The sequence below is a fragment of the Corynebacterium evansiae genome (genome assembly GCF_027570065.1).
Lineage (GTDB): Bacteria > Actinomycetota > Actinomycetes > Mycobacteriales > Mycobacteriaceae > Corynebacterium > Corynebacterium evansiae.
Genome location: NZ_JAKMUT010000006.1, coordinates 84142 through 104286, shown reverse-complemented (window position 1 = coordinate 104286; position 20145 = coordinate 84142). Strand labels below are relative to the sequence as shown.

The 20145-nt window shown below is 65.8% G+C and carries 16 protein-coding genes; 7 read left to right on the top strand and 9 right to left on the bottom strand.

The window, feature by feature from the left end:
• The first annotated feature begins 46 nt into the window (after positions 1–46).
• Positions 47–1303, top strand: coding sequence for a hypothetical protein (locus tag L8V00_RS07545; RefSeq protein ID WP_269944664.1), 1257 nt, complete (start codon positions 47–49; stop codon positions 1301–1303).
• A gap of 22 nt (positions 1304–1325) precedes the next feature.
• Here L8V00_RS07545 and nadC read toward each other — a convergent pair whose 3' ends face one another.
• From nadC to L8V00_RS07525, 4 genes are read right to left on the bottom strand one after another with little or no spacing between them, the layout of a single operon-like run.
• A complete protein-coding gene (gene nadC / locus L8V00_RS07540) occupies positions 1326–2246 on the bottom strand; it encodes a carboxylating nicotinate-nucleotide diphosphorylase (RefSeq protein WP_269944663.1) in 921 nt (306 codons plus the stop codon).
• Between the two features lie 2 nt (positions 2247–2248).
• Positions 2249–3277, bottom strand: coding sequence for a quinolinate synthase NadA (gene nadA / locus L8V00_RS07535; protein ID WP_034986587.1), 1029 nt, complete (start codon positions 3275–3277; stop codon positions 2249–2251).
• A gap of 34 nt (positions 3278–3311) precedes the next feature.
• Positions 3312–3821 (bottom strand): hypothetical protein, encoded by a 510-nt coding sequence (locus L8V00_RS07530; protein ID WP_035005429.1) that lies wholly within the window; start codon positions 3819–3821, stop codon positions 3312–3314.
• Between the two features lie 10 nt (positions 3822–3831).
• A complete protein-coding gene (locus L8V00_RS07525; RefSeq protein WP_035005430.1) occupies positions 3832–4380 on the bottom strand; it encodes a hypothetical protein in 549 nt (182 codons plus the stop codon).
• Between the two features lie 67 nt (positions 4381–4447).
• On the opposite strand from L8V00_RS07525, the gene L8V00_RS07520 reads away from it, so the two are divergent.
• Genes L8V00_RS07520 through L8V00_RS07500 form a run of 5 tightly spaced genes read left to right on the top strand, consistent with a single transcriptional unit; the run spans position 4448 to position 11392 of the window.
• Positions 4448–5005: a TetR family transcriptional regulator gene (locus L8V00_RS07520; protein ID WP_269944662.1), complete on the top strand. Its 558-nt coding sequence runs from the start codon at positions 4448–4450 to the stop codon at positions 5003–5005.
• A gap of 10 nt (positions 5006–5015) precedes the next feature.
• Positions 5016–7220: a glycogen debranching protein GlgX gene (gene glgX / locus L8V00_RS07515; RefSeq protein ID WP_269944661.1), complete on the top strand. Its 2205-nt coding sequence runs from the start codon at positions 5016–5018 to the stop codon at positions 7218–7220.
• A gap of 2 nt (positions 7221–7222) precedes the next feature.
• Complete coding sequence (locus tag L8V00_RS07510) at positions 7223–8023, top strand: BRCT domain-containing protein (protein WP_269944660.1); 801 nt, start codon at positions 7223–7225, stop codon at positions 8021–8023.
• 18 nt (positions 8024–8041) lie between these two features.
• Positions 8042–10405, top strand: coding sequence for a malto-oligosyltrehalose synthase (gene treY / locus L8V00_RS07505; RefSeq protein ID WP_269944659.1), 2364 nt, complete (start codon positions 8042–8044; stop codon positions 10403–10405).
• A gap of 3 nt (positions 10406–10408) precedes the next feature.
• Positions 10409–11392, top strand: coding sequence for a GTP pyrophosphokinase (locus tag L8V00_RS07500; protein ID WP_035005434.1), 984 nt, complete (start codon positions 10409–10411; stop codon positions 11390–11392).
• Between the two features lie 17 nt (positions 11393–11409).
• Here the strand turns inward: L8V00_RS07500 and L8V00_RS07495 are convergent, their stop codons facing one another.
• The 3 genes from L8V00_RS07495 to L8V00_RS07485 are packed head-to-tail and all read right to left on the bottom strand — an operon-like array spanning position 11410 to position 12797.
• Positions 11410–11814, bottom strand: coding sequence for an RNA-binding S4 domain-containing protein (locus tag L8V00_RS07495; protein WP_049049475.1), 405 nt, complete (start codon positions 11812–11814; stop codon positions 11410–11412).
• Between the two features lie 9 nt (positions 11815–11823).
• Entirely contained in the window at positions 11824–12075 is a 252-nt protein-coding gene (locus L8V00_RS07490; RefSeq protein ID WP_049049479.1) for a hypothetical protein, read from the bottom strand.
• A 38-nt stretch (positions 12076–12113) separates the two neighbouring features.
• Positions 12114–12797: an IMPACT family protein gene (locus L8V00_RS07485; RefSeq protein ID WP_269944658.1), complete on the bottom strand. Its 684-nt coding sequence runs from the start codon at positions 12795–12797 to the stop codon at positions 12114–12116.
• Between the two features lie 30 nt (positions 12798–12827).
• Here L8V00_RS07485 and treZ point away from each other — a divergent pair, with 30 nt between their 5' ends.
• Positions 12828–14531 carry a malto-oligosyltrehalose trehalohydrolase gene (gene treZ, locus L8V00_RS07480; RefSeq protein ID WP_269944657.1) on the top strand — a complete coding sequence of 568 codons (1704 nt, stop codon included), beginning with the start codon at positions 12828–12830 and terminating at the stop codon, positions 14529–14531.
• A gap of 31 nt (positions 14532–14562) precedes the next feature.
• Here treZ and L8V00_RS07475 read toward each other — a convergent pair whose 3' ends face one another.
• Entirely contained in the window at positions 14563–16404 is a 1842-nt protein-coding gene (locus L8V00_RS07475) for a pyruvate kinase (protein WP_239316628.1), read from the bottom strand.
• A 107-nt stretch (positions 16405–16511) separates the two neighbouring features.
• Positions 16512–20084, bottom strand: coding sequence for a DNA polymerase III subunit alpha (dnaE, locus tag L8V00_RS07470; RefSeq protein WP_269944697.1), 3573 nt, complete (start codon positions 20082–20084; stop codon positions 16512–16514).
• Positions 20085–20145 lie beyond the last annotated feature (61 nt).

Here is a 20145-nt window from a genome sequence, read left to right as displayed (position 1 = left end):
TACTGGTTAATTATGTGCGGTTATGTACTGGGCTAAAGTTTACGCCATGGCCCAGACACTCCATTCACTGCTCCGGGACAGCCGCGCCGCCGCCCAATCGGGGGCTTCCGCGGCGACGAGTTGGCGCCTGGCCAGCGACTTCGCCCGGCAGTACTGGCTGGCCACCCCCGACGAGGTCCCGGACGAGCTGGTGGGCGAGTTCTACAGCATGCGGGCCAGCGCCGCGGATCACCTGGGTTTTGCCGACGAGGCCATCGCCGCCTTGCGGGACCTGCGAGCGTGGGCGCGCAGCAACGACGATCACGCGCTGGCGCTGGAGGCTTTGGCGCTACTGGCTCACCAGTCGCTGACTCTGGAGGAACGCCCTGCTACCCTGGCCGAGCTGCATTCGCCGCGCGAGATGTTGGCACAGCTGGCCCTGGGCTTCGCCGACTATCGCCCGGACCCGGATTCCCCCACCCTCGCCGAGGCGCCGCACATCACCCACCGCGACCTGCCCAGGTCGATCGCCGCGCGGTTGACCTCGGCCGCCACGACGGGCTTTGCTGTGGCCACGAATCTTTCTGGTTCTGCTGATGACGCCGATAGTGACGCCACAGCCTTCGACTTCGCCGACACCTTCGCCCAACTAGTGCGGAGGTTCGGCTCGAAGCCCCCGAGCACGGCCGACCGCCAGCTGTGGTTCGCGCAGGAGGCCTGGTTCCGCGGGCGGCGCGAGGAGGCCTACGACCGGGTGACGGCGCTGATCGGCCGGTTGGAGGAGGATTCTCTGCTGGGCGGCAACACAGACGCGCAGATAGTTTCCCTCTACGAGGCGCACGACATGCTGGCGCACTTCGAGATGTTCCGCGCCACCGAAAGCGTCGGCGATGATTCCTCCCTGGCCGCCGTGGCGGACCACTGGAAGGAATGCGTGCGCCTAGCTGGGGAGTTGGACGCGGAGGTCATCGCCCTGCAGTGCGCAGGCCTGGCGGCGATGGCCCTGCTTGGCGAGGGGCGCGAGGGCGAGGCCTGGGAGCTCGCCAGCGCGGAGCTGGCCGCCACGGAGGGCTGCCCCCTATCTCCCGCCATCCTGAACCTGCGCTACACCCTGGCAGAGGCGGCCCTGAACTGCGGACTTTTTGAGGAAGCCCTGGCGAACGCGCGCCTGGTGGCGGAGTGGTCGGAGTTCAGCGCCGACGACGAGCGCACCATCGGCGGCTATTCCATGGCGCTGGTCGCCGCCGCGGAGCTGGGCTACGCGGAAATAGCCGCAGAACTCGACGAGCGCCGACGGGCGGCGCTGGAACGCTGGGAAGCCTAAAAGGCCAGGAAGGCCAGGAGCCCTAGTCCAGGCCGATGTCCAGCGTCCGCACGCTGTGGGTCAACCCGCCCACGGCCACGGACTCCACGCCCGCGGCGGCGTAGTCCCCGGCGACGTCCAGAGTGAGCCCGCCGGAGGATTCCAACAGCACCTGCGGAGCCAGCTGGTCGCGCAGCTCCACGGCCTTGCGCGTGTCCTCCACCGTGAAGTTATCCAGCAGCACCTGCGGCGGGCGAGCCTTGCCCTCCGCCAGCAGGTCGGAGAGCTGGTCCAGGGTATCCACCTCGACCTCTACCCACGTGGTGGCGTCCTCCCCCAAGAACTCCCGCACCCGGGCATACGCCTCGGCTGCATTCGAGAGCTCCACGTGGTTGTCCTTGACCATCACCTGGTCGCCCAGATTGTAGCGGTGCGGGTAGCCACCACCGTGGACGATCGCACGCTTTTCCAGCATGCGCATGCCGGGCAGAGTCTTGCGGGAATCGCGAACCTTGCAGCCTTGCGGGCTGGTGGCCGCGGCCTCGACCGCATCGACCCACGCGCGGGTCTGCGTGGCGATGCCGGAGGCGTGGCTCAGGATGTTCAGCAGAGTGCGCTCGAGCATGAGGATGTGCTGGATCTTGCCCTCCACCCGGGCAACCTCGTCCCCGGCCTCCACGCGGTCACCGTCAGCGACCAGCGGGACGAGCTCCACGTGCCGCTCGTCCGCGACCTCCGCGACGGTGGCCAGCGCATCCAGCCCGCTGATCACACCGGCCTGGCGGGCGCGCATGACCTTCGTGCCGGTAGCGTCGGCGGGCACGGTCGCCAGGGTGCTGACGTCCGCGCCGTCGCCGAAGTCCTCCTCCAACGCGACCTTCGCCATGCGCAGATACGCTGCGCGGATGCGGGTGGGATCGGTCAGCTGTGCCGGGTAGGGAAGTTCCACTGCTTGCTCTTCCACGCCTACTCCCCGCTTCCCGGGTTGCCGATGGCGATCATGCGCTCCACGGAACGACGGGCCGCTGCGGCGGTCTCCTCGTCCACCGTCACCTCGTCCTCGCCCAGCGCCAGGCAGCGCAGCAGGGCCGCCGGGGTGATCATCTTCATGTACGTGCAGGCCGCCCGGTCGTTCACGGCGCGGAAGTCCACCTCCGGGTTGGCCTGGCGCAGCTGGTGCAGCATGCCGACCTCGGTGGCGACCAGCACGGTGGACTGGTTGGTGGACTTGGCCTGCGAGATCATGTCGCCGGTGGAAAGCATCTTCACCCGCTCCGGCTCCACAATGCCCTCGCCCGCCAGGTAGATGGCGGAGTTGGCGCAGCCGCACTCCGGGTGGATAAACAGATCCGCCGTCGGGTTGTTGTGCGCCTGCTGGCTCAGCTCCTGGCCGGAGATGCCGGCGTGCACGTGGCACTCGCCCGCCCAGACGTGGATGTTGTCCCGCCCGGTCTCGCGGCGCACGTGAGCGCCGAGGAACTGGTCGGGACCAAACAGCACCTCCTGGTCCTCCGGCAGGCTGGCCACCACGTCCACCGCGTTGGAACTGGTGCAACAGATGTCCGTCAGTGCCTTCACGTCGGCGGTGGTGTTCACGTAGCTGACCACCACGGCCCCCGGGTGCTCGGCCTTCCACTCGCGCAGCTCGTCGGCACTCAGGGAATCGGCCAGGGAGCACCCCGCGTTGGCGTCAGGAATAAGAACAGTCTTTTCCGGCGACAGGATCTTCGCCGTCTCGGCCATAAAGTGCACGCCGCAGAAGACGATCACGTCAGCGTCCGTCTCCGCCGCGATGCGCGACAGGGCGAGGGAATCGCCGGTGTGATCGGCAATGTCCTGGATCTCCGGCAGCTGGTAATTGTGCGCCAGAATCAGCGCATTCTTCTCTTCCTTCAGCCGGCGGACTTCCGCGGCCCACTCGTCGGTGGAGATGCTATCCGGCATGGTCCAAAGGCCATCCACGCGAGTAATACTCTCTATGGTTTTGTTAAGCATTCCCCCACTTTAGTCCCTAGCAGCGCGTTTCTACCTAATCCTCAAAGTCCTCCGGGTCGGCGAAAGTCGCCGCCATCCAGTAGACAATCAGCGCCAGCGCCGGGGCCACGACCATCCCCACAGAGGGGCCCGCGGCGTCCAAAATGTGGAAGACATCGCCCACCTGCGGGTGCTCCGGGAGCGGGTCGGCGTGCAGCCTCTCGGCCACGCTGACGCCCACCGTCCAGGCCGCCACAGCGCCCCACAGCACAGCCAGGGTGGTCCACAGCATCATCAGCAGCCCCCGCATGCGCGTGCGAAACGCCCACAGCGCCACTGCGATGCCACCCAGCGCCGTCAGCGCCACGTAGTAGGTAAACCCGCGGAACGAGGCATCCTCGGTTCCCGGCGCGATCTCCGCACCGCCGTCGGCGGTCACCACTAGCTCGGAGGTCGGGTGGATCACACCCCACAGCACTCCCAGCAGCAGGAAGCTCACCAGGGTAATAAAGAGGACCTGCGCCGCCTCCCCGATCGGGCGGGGGATCTTGAAACTTCTGCTCAATGCGCTATACCTACTCGCCGTCCTGGGTTTCCGCGGTTTCTGGCATGCCCACGGCGTGACAGAACTTCCACTTCTCGTCCTCGCGCTTGAAGTACATGCGGTTGGAGTCCTCGCGCTCGGCCTCGGAGATGGTGACCGTGGCGTGTGCGTTGTCGCCCTCGGCCATCACTTCCTGGATGTCGGTGATGTTCGGGGTGCGGCCCGGCTGTTCGTCGAAGTTGCCCTGCCCGGCGGAGGCATCTGCCTGTTCGCGCGCAGCTTCCTCGCCGCCCTGCTGCTCAATGTCGGCTCGGCAGGTGTTGTCGATGGTCCAGTGCAGGTACTCGTCCATGGGGCGGGCACCGTTGCTCAGCTCGTGCAGCAGGTTGACGATCTGCTGCTTGTCTTCGTCGCTGGCCGGGGTTTCGTAGACCGGCCCCTCGGGCATCGCTTCTTCGGCCTGGCTAGCTTCGTTCGCTGGATTCGACTCGCCGCTGCTTTCTCCGTCGTCGGATCCGCACGCCGTGAGTGCGAGGGGCAGGGTGCACAGGGCAGCTAGGCATGTCTTCCGAATCTTCATGTCGCTCACCCTACGGCAATGTAGTCCACTACCCTTGGACACCGTGCAGTTAAACCGCAAGAAAATCGTGAGCACCGCAGTCGACATCCTGCAGCAGTACGGCCTGGCCGACCTCACGATGCGGCGACTCGCCCGCGCTCTCGACGTCGCCCCTGGCGCCCTGTACTGGCATTTCCCCAACAAGCAGGCGCTTTTGGGAGGTATCGCCGAGTCGATCCTCACCGCCGTGCCCGCCCACCCCGGCAGTGCAGCGGATTATTGTTCTTTTCTTTTTGACGCCCTCACCTCCCTGCGCGACGGTGCCGACATCACGCTGGCGGCGGTGGCCAGCGGGACGCTTGACCGGGACTTGGCCGAGGAAGTAAGTGCAGAGCTCAGCGCGGAGCTGGGCGCAGAGCACAGTGAGGAACACAGCGCGTTGGACGGCGCGAAGCTCCTCCTGCGCTTTGTTTTCGGTTCTGTGCTGGAACTCCAGGCACGCCAAAGCGTCGCCGTGAATTTGGGGGCGTCAGTGGGCGAACAGAAACAGGATAAAGACCAGGAACAAGGTGTACCTTCCGAAGCTTGCGCACGCCAGGAAGTAGTGCTGGGAGTAGAAACAATACTGCGCGGTCTTAGCCGTTAGAATGGTGGCCATGACTTTCGGACTGTCAGATAAAAGTGGATTGCGTGCGCCCGGCGAGCCTTTGGTCGGGTGGCCCGGAAAGCCCTACCCTCTCGGCGCCACTTTCGACGGCAATGGCACCAACTTTGCCCTATTCACAGAGGTCGCGGAATCCGTCGAGCTCTGCCTTTTCGACAGCCAGGGCGCGGAGACCCGGGTGAAAATGGAGGAGGTAGACGCAGACATCTGGCACTGCTACCTCCCCGGCATCGTCCCCGGCCAGCGCTATGGCTACCGCGTCCACGGCCCATGGGACCCGGCGCGTGGCCTGCGCTGCGATCCCTCCAAGCTGCTGATGGATCCGTACGGCAAGTCCTTCGACGGCGCCTTCGATGGCGATGCCTCCCTGTTTAGCTACGACATCAACGATCCGGATAACCCGGAGAAGCGCAACCAGGAGGATTCCGCCCCGCACGCGATGCGCTCGGTGGTGATCAACCCCTACTTCGACTGGCACCACGACCGCCGTCCGAACATTGAGATGCACAAGACCGTCATCTACGAGACCCACGTCAAGGGTCTGACGATGACCCACCCGGACGTCCCGGAGCACCTGCGCGGCACCTACGCCGGACTGGGCCACCACTCCATCGTGGAGTACTTCAAGGACCTGGGCGTCACGGCCGTGGAGCTGATGCCGGTGCACCAGTTCGTCCACGACGACCGCCTGCGCGAGCTGGGTCTGCGCAACTACTGGGGATACAACACCCTGGGCTTCTTCGCCCCGCACCGGGACTACGCGGCATCCCCCAGCGCCGAGGGCGCGATCGCGGAGTTCAAGCAGATGGTGCGCAGCTACCACGAAGCGGGCATCGAGGTGATTCTGGACGTGGTCTACAACCACACCAGCGAGGGCAACCACATGGGCCCCACCCAGAACTTCCGCGGCATCGACAACGCCGCCTACTACCGCCTGGTCGACGGCGACGAGGCGCACTACATGGACTACACGGGCACGGGTAACTCCCTGAACGTCCGCCACCCGCACACCCTGCAGCTGATCATGGATTCCCTGCGCTACTGGGTGACGGAAATGCACATCGACGGCTTCCGTTTCGACCTGGCCTCCACTCTGGCCCGCGAGTTCCACGACGTGGATCGCCTCTCCGCTTTCTTCGACCTGGTACAGCAGGATCCGGTGGTCAGCCAGGTCAAGCTCATCGCCGAGCCGTGGGACGTCGGCGAGGGCGGCTACCAGGTGGGTAACTTCCCGGCCCTGTGGAACGAGTGGAACGGTAAGTACCGCGACACTGTGCGCGACTTCTGGCGCGGCGAGCCCTCCACCCTGGGCGAGTTCGCCTCCCGCCTCACCGGCTCTTCGGACCTGTACACCGGCCGACGCCCGACGGCCTCCATCAACTTCATTACCGCCCACGACGGCTTCACCCTCAACGACCTGGTCAGCTACAACGAGAAGCAGAACGAGGCCAACGGCGAGGACAACCGCGATGGCGAGAGCCACAACCGCTCCTGGAACTGTGGCGTGGAAGGTCCGACGGATGACGAAGAGGTTTTGCAGCTGCGCGATAAGCAGCGCCGCAACTTCCTGACCACCCTCATGCTCTCCCAGGGCACTCCGATGCTCTCCCACGGCGACGAGATCGGCCGCACCCAGGGCGGAAACAACAACGTCTACTGCCAGGACAACGAGATCGCCTGGATGGACTGGGAAAACATGGATAAGGATCTGCACGCCTTCACGCGCTATCTGATCCACCTGCGCCAGGCGCACCCGGTGTTCCGCCGCCGTCGCTTCCTGGCGGGCGGCCCGCTAGGCCAGGACGTGGCCAAGCGCGACATCGCGTGGCTCACCCCGGACGGCGACCTGATGTCCGATTCCGATTGGAACGCGGACTTCGGTAAGTCCCTGATGGTTCACCTCAACGGCATGGCCATCGAGGAGCCGGATCCGCAGGGCCGCCCGGTGGAGGACGATTCCTTCATCTTCTGCTTCAACGCCCACCACGAACCGATCACGTTCACGCTGCCGCGCCGCCACAAGGTGATGCACGTGGAGCCGAGCGAAGAGGAAAGCTGGACCGTCGTCGTGGATACCGCAGAGCCGATGGGCGTGCCGGAGGAGACCCGCCGGTTCGCCGGTGGCGACACCCTGGAGGTCGACGCGCGCAGCACTGTGGTCCTCCAGCGCCCGATCACCACGGAGGTCAAGCTCTAGGCATGGCTGCCGCTTCGTCCCCCTCCCCCGCAACCTTCCCCGCCCGCGGCGCGGAAGTCACCCTTACCACCGAGGAGATCCGGGTGACCCGCTCGCCGCTGGCTTCCTCGCTGTACCCGGATGTCGCTCGCCCAGCCGACGAGCTCATCGGCTGGTACAAGCAGGCGCCCGAAGGCTGTTCGCCGGGGTACATCCAATTGCTTTTTGACGCCGAACGTCCCCGCGTGAACTTCTCTCCCTCACAAGCCGAGGAGTTCGCCGCGCTGGATCTCCAGCTCACCAACCTGCAGGCGGGCTACCCTCTGGAAGCCGGCGCTGGATCCGCTGGGGCGGACACTGCAGGCACTGCTGGCTCTGCGGGCACTGAGGGCACTGAGAACACAGAAATCTCCGCCGCGGAATGGGTCAGCTCCGCTGAATACGCCGGCGGCGGGAACGAGGGGGCGTCACCAAAAAAGACACCAAAGAAGCAACAACAGCGCTCGCCGGCGCCGTGGGCGAAGGTAGCCACCCCGGACGAAGTCCCCGAGACGAACGAGGAGGCGGACATCGACGGGCCCATCTACGGGCAGACGGTGTGCGTGACCGGCGACGTGGAGCCCTACGACAAGGGCGAGGTGTGGGACATGATCGCCTCCCGCGGCGGCGTGGTGGCCAAGAACGTGACGAAGAAGACGACGATGCTGATTGTCGGCGAATGGCACTCCATGACCTCGAAGGAAAAGCGCGCCCGCGAGCTGCAGGATAAGGGCCAGGAGCTGCAGATCATTGAGTTCCAGGAGTTCCTGCAGCTAATCAAGTAGGCAAGTAGCCTAGAGGGCATGTCAGCGACCTATCGCCTTCAGCTCCGCGGACCCGGATCCGACCCCACCCAAGCCTTCACTTTCGCAGATGCCGAAGAGCACCTGCCCTACTTTTCCCGCCTCGGCGTTTCGCACCTCTACCTCTCCCCGGTGATGCAAGCGCCGAAGGAATCCACCCACGGCTACGACGTCACCGACCCGTCGGTCATCAACCCCGAGCTCGGGGGCATCGACGGGCTGCGGTCCCTGGCCGAGAAGGCCCACGAGGCAGGCATCAAGCTGCTGCTGGACATCGTGCCGAACCACGTTGGTGTGGACGATCCGCAGCTGAACCCCTGGTGGTGGGATCTGCTTAAGAACGGCAAGGAGTCCGAGTACGCGGAGTACTTCGACGTGGACTGGTCCGAGGACAACGGCGCGGGCGGACGGCTGGGGCTGCCGGTGCTGGGCAGCGAGGACGATGTCGCAGAACTGCGGATCGAAGATGGCACAGAAGGCACAGAGGGCACAGAGACAGAGCCGATGCTGTGCTACTACGACAACCGCTTCCCCATCGCCGAGGGCACGCTCGGCGGCACCCCGCAGGAGGTGCACGATCGCCAGCACTACCGCCTGATGTACTGGCGCGACGGGGTGATCAACTACCGCCGCTTCTTCAGCATCAACGGGCTGGCGGGCCTGCGGCAGGAAGACCCGGTGGTGTTCGAGCACTCCCACCGCATCCTGAACCAGCTGATCGCGGCGAACATCATCGACGGCGTGCGCGTGGACCACCCGGATGGCTTGGCGGACCCCTTTAACTACCTAAAGCAGCTGCGCAAGCTGATCGGCGACGAACGTTGGCTGCTGGTGGAGAAGATCCTGGGGGTCACCGAGCCGCTGGATCCCCGCCTGACGGTCGACGGCACCACCGGCTACGACGCGCTGCGCGAGCTGGACGGCGTGTTCGTTCACCGCCCGGCCGTGGGCACCATGGCCAACCTGGCGCTGGACATGACCGGCTCGGAGTGGGACGCAGAGGCCTTTGAGAAGGCCGAATACGAGCTGAAGTCCGAAGTCGCCGGGCAGGAGCTCGCGGCCGAGGTCCGCCGCCTGGCCCGCGCTGTGCGCAGCGACAACTGGTCCACCTCCGGCGAGGCCGTGTCCGACGAGGAGCTGCGCGAAACCCTGATCGAGCTGATCGCCTCTATGCCGGTCTACCGCGCGGACTACGAGTCCCTGTCGCGCGTGACCAGCACCGTGATCGCCCAAATGATCATCCGCTACCCGGAGCGCGCCGACGCGCTGGACCTGATCGCCACCGCCTTGATCTCCCGCGGCGAGGCGAACGTGCGCTTCGCGCAGGTCTGCGGCGCGGTGATGGCCAAAGGCGTGGAGGATACCGCCTTCTACCGCGGCTCCCGCCTGGTGAGCCTGCAGGAGGTCGGCGGCGCGCCCGGCCGCTTCGGCGTGTCCCCCGCCGAGTTCCACCTGCTGCAGGCCGAGCGCGCCCGCCTGTGGCCGAAGGCGATGACCACGCTCACGACCCACGACACGAAGCGCGGGGAGGACGTGCGCAGCCGCATCAGCTGCATCACCGAATCCGCGGAGCGCTTCGCGGAGCTCTGCGACGGCATCGATTACGTCGACGGCGGCACCTGCCACTTCCTGCTGCAGAACATGATCGGCGTGTGGCCGGTGGACGGCAACGTCACCGAAGAACTGCGGGAGCGCCTGCACGCCTACGCGGAAAAGGCCATGCGCGAGGCGGGCGTGCACACCACCTGGTTCGACGTGAACGAGGAGTTCGAAGCCTCCATCCACCAGTGGATCGATTCCACCATCGACACCCAGGGTGAAGAGATCACCGCGTTCGTCGCGGAGATCGCCCCGGCGGCGGAGGTGGTCTCCATCTCCAAGAAGCTGCTGCAGATCATGGGGCCGGGCATTCCAGACATCTACCAAGGCACGGAGTTCTTCACCGACTCGCTGGTGGACCCGGATAACCGCCGCAAGGTGGACTTCGCCGAACGCATGGAGGCCCTGGATCGCGTCTCCCGCGGCGACGTGCGCAGCATCGACGACGAGCGCCTGTACGTCATCGCCACCGCCCTGCAGATCCGCAACCAGTTCGAGCTGGACGAGGCCAGCTACCTGCCCGTCATGGCCACCGGCACCATGGAACGCCACGTGCTGGGCACCCTCCGTGGCGAGGACGTCATCACGCTCGTCACCCGCCGCCCGCTGGACATCCTCCGCGACGGCTGGGGGGACACGACGGTAGCCCTGCCCGAGGGCGTGTGGGAGGATCGCCTCTCCGGCAGCATGTGGGAGGGCAAGGTCCCGCTGGACAGCCTGTTTAGCGAGCGCGGCCAGGCGATCCTCACGCGCATGGGGGCTTAAGCCTTGGCCAAGAAAGCCCGCCGGGCACTGCAGGACTACGACACCTGGATTCAGGCGCACCCCACCGTCGCCGCCGACCTGGAGGCGCACATTATTGATGTTCTTGATGACGCCGGCCTCACGTTTGACCGCGTGAGCGTCCGCATCAAGGACCGGACGAGCTTCGCCCGCAAACTCGCCAACGAGGCATACCCGGACTACGACTCGTTTACGGACGCCCACGATGTGATCGGCGTGCGCGTGATCACCTTCCACTCCTCGGAGATCCCGCAGCTCAAGGACGCGCTATCCGGCCTGTTCACAGTGGTGCGCGTGATCGACAAGGCCGCCGAAACCGCCCGCGAGGGGCGATTCGGGTACGCCAGCCAACACCTGATCGTCTCCGCTAAGGATGAACCGTGGGCGGCTGAAGACGGGGCGTCACCAAAGTACATAGAGATACAACTGCGCACCGTGCTGCAGCACGCATGGGCCGAGTTCGAACACGACGTGCGCTACAAGAACCAGCAGCATCCAGAGACCAGCTCCCCCGAAGTACAGCGCGCATTTACCCTGGCCGCGGGGCTGATCGAGCTGGCAGATGAGCAGTTCGACAAGATCGCGGGCATCATCGGCACCTCCGGCGAGGAGGTCGAGGGGGCGCTCAACGAGCAGTCCCTGCCGCGCGTGCTGAGCCGCATTGTGGGGTCGAAGTACCCGACCTCGCGCGTGGACTACTACCACTACGCCATCGAGATGCTGGCCGCCCACGACATCACGACGGTCGCGCAACTCCGCGAGCTGCTGGCGCCGAAGCGGCTGAAGGCGCTGCGCAAGGCGATGAACTACCCGTACTACCCCGGCCAGGTGCGACTGGTGGACGACATGCTGCTATTCGCCTACGGGCGCGAGCACATCCGCAAGACGGTACACATCGGCGACAATGCGCAATCCCGCCCCGGCAGGCTGGGCAACAGGTGGCAGCAGCTGGGGCAGAAGACCGGCTAGCCCCGAGAAAGAGCCAGTTAGAGCTCGCCGCGCTTGAAGCGCTCCAGCTGGCGGCGCTCCCGCTTCGTCGGGCGGCCCGCACCCCGATCCCGGCGCGGCATGGCGGGGATCACTGGCGGGGGCGGCGAATGGTCGATATAGGCCTTGCGGGCCAGCTCCGCGCCCACGCGCTTGGAGAGCAGCTGCGTGACCTCCACGATGTGCTCGCGGTGGTGGATCCACACGCGCACCGTGTCGCCCACCACGACCGGCTGGGCGGGCTTCACCGAAACGTCGTTGATCTTCACGTGCCCGGCACGGCAGGCCGCGGCGGCCTGGGCGCGGGTCTTGCACAGACGAACGGCCCACACCCAGGCATCGATGCGGACCTTACTGGGAGCGCTGGAGGTGCCGGAAGCGCTAGAAGTTGCGGGGCTGGCCAACGGGGTGCGTCACCACTGATCTTTGTGCTCGATGATGCCCTTGATCTGAAAGCCGCTGTAGGCGATAAACGCCACCGCCAGGATCGGCACGATGATGGCGAAGAAGGTGGTGGGCAGGATCGTCAGGCCACCGATCAGACTGACCGCGCCGATGCCACCGGCGATCTGGATGTTCCGGGAGTGCTTACGAACCTCCGCCTTGCGCTGGGCGATGGGATCGTTGCCCGGGCGATTGGCGGGCAGGTTGCCATAGTTGCTCATGCTTAGACAGTGTAGTTAATCGGCGTGTAGTTAATCAGCTACAGCGCGTCCTCGATCCAGCGCTGCCCCTCCAGGTGGGCCTCCACCGCCCCGCTGGTGATGCTGGCCAAGAAGTCCGGCAGCGGCGCGCCGGGTTCGCAGGCGATCGCCAGCTCCGCCGCGGCCTTGTATTCCACTCCCACCACGGTGTATCCGGCGGCGCGGACCTCGGCTTCCACGCGCCCGGCGTCTGCGTGCGGCACCTCGCAGGTGTACAGGTCCAGCTGGCGGCGCAGCACCAGCGGCACCTGCTGCAGTACCTCGCGGGTGGCCTCCTGGTAAGCGCGCACCAGCCCGCCGGTACCCAGCTTCACTCCGCCGAAGTAGCGCACAACCACGACCGTCACGTCCTGTAGCGGCTCCGGCTCGTGCCAGCCCTTCAGTACTTCCAGCATGGGCTGGCCCGCGGTGCCGGCAGGCTCGCCGTCGTCACTGGAGCGTTCGATCGGTTGCGCGGCATCCACCTGAACTACGAACGCGCTGCAGTGGTGGCGTGCGTCCGGATACTCGCGGCGGATAGCGCTTATGAAGTCGCGCGCCTCGTCCTCGGTGGCGCAGCGCGCGGCCAGGCCTATAAAGCGGGAGCGTTTGATCTCCACCTCCGCGGAATACCTGCCCGGCTGCGGGCGGACGTACGAGGGTTCGGGGTGGGAGGCGCTCTGCGGCGCTGTATCGTCAGGCATTCTCCCATTATCGCAGCTAGGGTTGAACCCATGTATTCCGTGTGGGCTCCCCTGGCCGAAAACGTAGAACTAGTCCTGCAACCTGCGCAAACAAGCACAGGCGCCGAACAGCGCATCCCCATGACCCGCGAGGCGGATAACTGGTTCCTCGCCGACGTGCCCGCCAACCCCGGCGACCGCTATGGCTTCTCCGTCGACGGCTCCCCCGTGTTCCCCGACCCGCGCTCCAAGCGCCAGCCCGACGGTATCCACGGCCTGTCGGAGGTGTGGAGGATCGACAAGCCACGCAAGCAGCTGGGTCGCCCGCTGCGCGGCGAGGTTCTCTACGAGCTGCACATCGGCACATTCACCCCGGAGGGCACCTTCGACGCCGCGATTGAGAAGCTCGACGAGCTTAAAGCTGTGGGCGTCACCGCCATCGAGCTCATGCCCGTGCAACCCTTCGGCGGCGAGCGTAACTGGGGCTACGACGGCGTGATGTGGCACGCGGTCACGGACGTTTACGGTGGTCCAGACGGGCTGTTGAGGCTTATTGACGCCGCCCACGACCGCGACCTGGCCGTGGTGTTGGACGTGGTGTACAACCACTTCGGCCCCGACGGTAACTACACCGGGGTGTTCGGCCCCTACACCGCCGGCGGCTCCACCGGCTGGGGTGACGTGGTGAACCTGCAGGGGCGGGATTCCGACGAGGTGCGCACCTACATCCTGGAAGCCGTGCGCCAGTGGACCCAAGAGTTCGGGGTGGACGGCCTACGCCTGGACGCGGTGCACGCGCTGGACGACACGGGGGCGGTGAGCCTGATCGAGCAGATCCGCGACGCGGCCGAGCCCGCCTGGATCATGGCCGAATCCGACCAGAACGATCCCGTGTACACCGAGGGCTACAAGGTCGCGCAGTGGAACGACGACATCCACCACGCGATCCACACCGTGGTCTCCGGCGAGGATCACGCCTACTACTCCGACTTCGGCACGGTGGAGGTGCTGGCCACGGCGTTCCAGCGGGTGTTCTGGCACGACGGGCGATACAGCTCCTTCCGCGGGCGCACGCACGGCAGGCCGGTGACGGATCCGGAGCTGTGGCGCTTCGTGACGTACACGACCACCCACGACCAGACCGGCAACCGCGCGGCGGGCGACCGACCGAGCATGAACCTGTCGGTGGACCAGCAGCTGGCGAAGGCCACGCTGGTGCTGACCAGCCCGTTTACCCCGATGCTGTTCATGGGCGAGGAGTGGGGAGCCTCCACCCCGTTTGCCTTCTTCGTCGACCACGAGAACGAGGAACTCAACCAGGCCACCCGCGAGGGCCGCATGCGCGAGTTCGCGCGCGCCGGGTGGGACCCGAAGGAAGTGCCGAACCCGGCGGCGGAGGAAACCTTTCGCAACAGCGTGCTGAAGTGGGCGGAGCGCACAGAGCACCCGCACGCGGAGGTGCTGCGCGGGTACAGGGAGCTGCTGGAGTTCCGCCGCTCCCACCGCCTGGCCGAGGCGGAGCTGCTGGACGTCCGCTGGTGGGCCGACGGCGAGGAGCCGGTCAGCGAGGCCCTGGCTGGAGTAAACCCGACGGTGCCGCCGGTGGACGCAGACGACGAGCTGGCGCACGGCCGCTGGATCGAGCTGACCTACCAGGCTCCGGAATCGCTGGTGAAGGTTACCGTGAACCTGGCCGACGCGCCCCACGATCGCCTGGGGCTCGGCCCGTGGGAGGCCCGCTACAGCGCCGAGTAGCCGGCCATAGCTGGCCACGCAGGCCGCGCGGCTACTGCCAGCTGCGCACGTGGTGCAGCAGCATGCGGTTCTTGCGCTGCGAGCGGTCCATCTTCACGCCGATCTCCCGCAGGATCGCGATGGCCTCCGGAATGTGCGGCCCCTTGTTCAGCATGATGCACTCGGCGCGCAGCGCCCACGCCACGTCGGTGATCTCCGCGCGGGTCGGCAGCCCGGACTTCGCCATCGATTCCAGCACCTGGGTGGCGATGATCAGCGGCACGTGTGCGGCCTCCACCATCGCCATCACCTGGCCGGGCACCTCCGCCATGCGGGCAAAGCCCATCTCCACTGCCAGGTCGCCGCGGGCCAGCATCACGCCGAACTTCGCGTGCCGCATGCCCTCCAGCAGGATGGTGGTCAGGTTCTCGAAGGCCGGGATCGTCTCGATCTTCAGCACCAGGCCCAGGTCGTCGGCGCCCAGCTCGTGGAACTTCTCCAGCACATAGGCCACGTCCTCGCGGGAGCGGATGAAGCTCACCGCGGCCATATCCGCGTGCTCGGCCACGAACGCCAGCGCGGCCTCGTCCTCCTCGGTCAGGCTCGGCAGCGGCAGCTCCGTGTCGGGCAGGTTGATGCCCTTGTACTCCGCCAGTTTCGCCCCGCCGCGGGTGACCAGCAGCTCCGCCTCGACCGTCTCCTCTGTGCTCTCTGTATCCAGGGTTCCCCGCTTCCCCACCACCTTCGCCGCGATCGCGCCATCGTCGAACAGCACCTGCTGGCCCACCTCCAGTGCCCGCACTGCCTCCGGCAGCGTACAACTGATCTTCGGGATGTCACCGTCCTGCGGGTCGCACACCACATCGGCGCTGGTAAGCACAATCCTATCCCCGGTTTGCGGCCGCAGTTTCTGCAGCACCTGCGGCACCGACCCCACCGCCGTCTTTGCGTTCTCCGTTTTCAGCTCCGCGCCGAGCTGCAGGTAGATGTTCTGCTGTCCCTCCGCCAGGGCGCCCTCGCTGTCTTTCTTAATGACGCCCAGCTTCCGCTTCTTGCCGCGTGCGTCCTCCACACGGATCGTCTCTCCAACCTCCAGGGCATCAAAGAACTCCCGGGAGACGTGCACGCTCACGATTGGGCGCCCCAGCGTGTTCTCCGCCATGGGGGCCTCAGCCAGCTCGCGATCCTCCGGGATCATCCACAGGCGGCAAGGCTGGATGACCGTGCCCGCGTCGTCCCGCTGCACACGCACGCGCACCACCGCCGGACCCGGCGCGATGCGGCCAGTGCGGATCTTCGGCCCGGCCAGGTCCATGCTGACGGGGATGTAACGCCCCGCGGCCTTACCGGCCGCGCGGACGTTGTCGATCATCCGCTTCCATACCTCCGGCCCGTCATGGGCGCAGTTGATGCGCGCCAGCTCCATGCCGGAATCCACCAGCCGGGCTACCAGCTCCTGGTCGTAGGCGGCCTCGATCGGCAAGGTGACCATGATGTACGAGGAGTCCCCTGGCAAAGCCTCTACCCCGAAGAGAGCCTCCGTGTGCTGTTCAAGCAGCTCATCGGCCCCCACGATGGCGTCAGAAACGTCCTCCTCAGCGAACTGCGGCGAGCGACCATCCAGAGCAGAGACCACGTTGTGCGCGGCTTGCAAGCGCGCCTTGACTGCTGGCTCCGCAGTGGACAGGCGCGTGGCTCCCAGGCTCTCCAGATTCCCCTGCAGGCCGCGGCGGTCGCTGGTGCGCAGCGTAGTGTAGTGCACCAGGTTGCGGGCGCCGACGAAGTGGGTCGGCGCGGTGGCGCGGATCTCCGGGTACCAGTGCAGGGTTTGGCTATCGAGTTCGTCGAGGAGTTCCTCGATCGCTTCTAGGACGGCTTGCTTGTTGACCTGCATGGTGAAGGGACATCTCCTTGGGAAGTGCGCGGCTGTGTCGACGGCCTCGCGAGCGTTGTGTCCCGTCTATCGTGTCAGGTTGGCCGGGGTTGCGCTCGGCAACTGCTTTAGGAGAAGATGCCCTCCCACGTGGACGCCTTCAGCGCCCCCATGAGCGACGGAGACTTGTTCACGCGCATCTCCGGGGCCAGGAGGAACTGGACCTCCTCCTCGCCGTCGATGAGGGTGAGGTAGACATCCGAATCGCCCTTGTTCTGGCTGAGCACGCGGCGCAGATTGGCCATGTTGTCGGGAGTTGCCTGGTCTACGCGGATGTTCAGGCGCAGCGGCACGCCGGAGCCCGCGCCGACGGTGAGCTCTGCCGACTTGATGTCCTGGCAGAACAGGCGCATATCGTCTTCGCGGTAGTTGATCTTCGCCTTAGCCAGAACGATGGCGTCCTCGACGATCTGCGGGGCCACAATCTGGTAAGTCTTCGGGAACACCAGTAGCTCCACCTGCGCGCCGTGCTGGTCCTCCAGCGTGGCGATCGCCCAGGGGTTGCCGTTGCGGTCGATACGGCGCTCGACGGCCGAGATGATGCCACCGATCTTCAGGTCCTTGTTGTTCGGCAGTTCGCCGGACAGCACGGTGGTCAGGGGCGTGTCGACCTGCGCATCCAGCGCGTCCTCGAAGCCGTCCAACGGGTGGCCGGAGACGTACAGGCCCAGCATGTCGCGCTCGAGGGCCAGCTGGTGCTTGCGCTCCCACTCTTGGTCGGGAACCTCCACGCGGAAGACATCGCCCGCGCCATCGTCGCCGCCCAGGCCTGCAAAGAGGTCGAACTGGCCCTTCGCAGCGGCCTTCTTGGTGGCGGTGACGGCATCCACCGCGTCCTCGTGGACCAGCACCATGCCCTTGCGCGGGTGGCCCAGCGAGTCGAATGCTCCGGCCTTAATCAGAGACTCGGTGACGCGCTTATTCGCCGCTACCAGGTCGATCTTGTCCAGGTAGTCGGAGAAGTCGGTGAACGCACCCTTTTCCTCGCGGGAGGCGATGATGGAATTCACCACATCCTCGCCCACGTTGCGCACCGCGCCCAGGCCGAAGCGGATGTCCTCGCCGACGGACTGGAAAGTGTAGCGCGAATCGTTGACATCCGGCGACAGCACCCGAATGCCCAGGTGGCGGCAGTCTGCCAGGTAGATCGCGGACTTGTCCTTCTTATCCGCCACGGAGGTCAGCAGCGCGGCCATGTACTCCGGCGCATAGTTGGCCTTCAGGTACGCGGTCCAGAAGGAAACCAGACCGTAGCCTGCGGCGTGGGACTTGTTGAAGGCGTAGCCGGCGAACGGCAGGATCGTATCCCACAGCGTCTTGATGGCATCGGCGGAGTAGCCGTTGGCCTTCATGCCGGATTCGAAGGTGACGAACTCCTTTTCCAGCACCTCCGGCTTCTTCTTACCCATTGCCTTACGGAAGCCATCGGCCTGGCCGGCGGTGTAGTTCGCGACCTTCTGGGAGATCTTCATGATCTGCTCCTGGTACACGATCAGGCCGTAGGTTTCCTCGAGGATCTCGTGCAGCGCCTCTTCCAACTCCGGGTGGATCGGCACAATCGGCTTGCGGCCGTTCTTGCGGTCGGCGTACTCCCAGTGTGCGTCCACACCCATGGGGCCCGGACGGTACAGCGCCAGCGCGGCCACGATGTCGTTGAAGCCCGTGGGCTTCATGCGCTTCAGCAGCTTCTGCATGCCCGCGGAGTCCAGCTGGAACACGCCCAGCGTCTCGCCGCGCGCCAGCAGCTCGTAGGTGGGGTCATCCACCGTGTCGAGGTTTTCCAGGTCCAGCTCGAAGTCGCGGTTGGTCTTGATGTTTTCGAGGGCGTCACCAATAACCGTAAGGTTTCGCAGGCCCAGGAAGTCCATCTTCAGCAACCCGATGGCCTCACAAGCGGGGTACGGCCAGCCGGTGATCAGCGCGCCGTCCTGCTTGCGCTTCCACATGGGGATGCAGTCCAGCAGCGGCACGCTGGACATAATCACGGCACAGGCGTGCACACCGGCTTGGCGGATCACGCCTTCCAAGCCGAGTGCGTCCTTGTAGATCTTCGCCACGTCAGGGTCGGTTTCGATCAGCTGGCGAACCTCGGCGGCCTCGGGGTAACGCTCGTGCTCGGGGTCGGTGATGCCGTGGAGCGGAATGTCCTTGGCCATGATCGCCGGCGGTAGGGCCTTGGTGATCCGGTCGGCCATCTGGAAGCCCGCCTGGCCGTAGTGGGCGCGCGCGGAGTCCTTAATGGCCTGCTTCGTCTTCACCGTGCCGAAGGTGATCACCTGGGCGATCTTGTCCTCGCCCCAGCGGTCGGAGGCGTAACGGATCATCTCGCCGCGGCGGCGATCGTCGAAGTCGATATCGATATCGGGGGCGGACGGGCGCTCGGGGTTCAGGAAGCGCTCGAACAGCAGACCGTGTTCCATCGGGTCGATGTTCGTGATCGTCAGGGCGTAGGCGACCAGCGCGCCGGCGGCCGAACCACGGCCGGGCCCGACGCGGATGCCAACGGAGCGAGCGTACTTAATCAGCTCGGCGACGATCAGGAAGTAGGACGGGTAGCCCTTCATGTCGATCACGCTGATCTCGTACTTCACGCGGTCGATGTACTCGGCGGGCACCTCCTTGCCCGGGAAGCGCTCCTCCAGGCCCTTCATCACCTCGTGGGTCAGCCAGGTCGTCGGCGTGTGACCTTCCGGCACGTCGGCGATCGGCATGCGGTCGTGCGGGTGCTCCTCCCAGATCTCGGAGTAGTCCTGCACGCGCTCGGCCACCCACAGGGTGTTGTCGCAGCCCTTCGGCACTTCCTTATCCCACTGCGCGCGGATGTCTTCGGCGCTACGCACGTAGTAGCCGGTGCCGGAGAACGCGAAGCGCTTACCGCCCTGGTCCAGGGTCGGCTCGTCCAGCGTGGAGCCAGTCTGCACGCACAGCATCACCTCGTGCGCCGGGGCCTGCTGCTCCAGCACGTAGTGGCAGTCATTGGTCACCAGCGGCGGCAGCTCCAGCCGGCGGCCGATCTCCAGCAGGTCGTCGCGCACCCGCTTTTCGATCTCTAGGCCGTGGTCCATCAGCTCCAGGAAGAAGTTGTCCTTGCCGTAGATGTCCTGCCACATTCCAGCGGCCTCGAGGGCCTTGTCGAACTGCCCCAGGCGCAGGCGGGTCTGCACGTCGCCAGAGGGGCAGCCGGTGGTGGCGATGATGCCCTCGGAGTGCTGGGCGATCAGCTCTGCATCCATGCGGGGCCACTTGCCCAGCTGGCCTTCGTAGCTGGCCATGGAGGACAGGTAGAACAGGTTGCGCAGACCCGTCGCGTTCTCCGCGATCATCGTCTGGTGCAGGTATGCGCCGGAGGCCGACACGTCGTCCGACTTCTGCTCCGGCTTGCCCCAGCGCACGCGCTGCTGGTTAAAGCGGGATTCCGGGGCGATGTAGGCCTCGATGCCGATGATGGGTTTCACCCCGGCGTCGGTCATCGCACGGTAGAAGGCGTCCGCGCCGTACATGTTTCCGTGGTCGGTCATTCCGACGGCGGGCATCCCCTGCCGCACCACCTCTTTGGCCAGGAGGTCGACCTTGGCCATGCCGTCGAGCATGGAGTACTCGGTGTGGTTATGCAGGTGGACAAAGGAGGAACCGCTCATGATTGGCCATCATAGCGCGTCGCAAAAATCGCATTTTTCGGCACATGCGATTCCTTATCGCTAT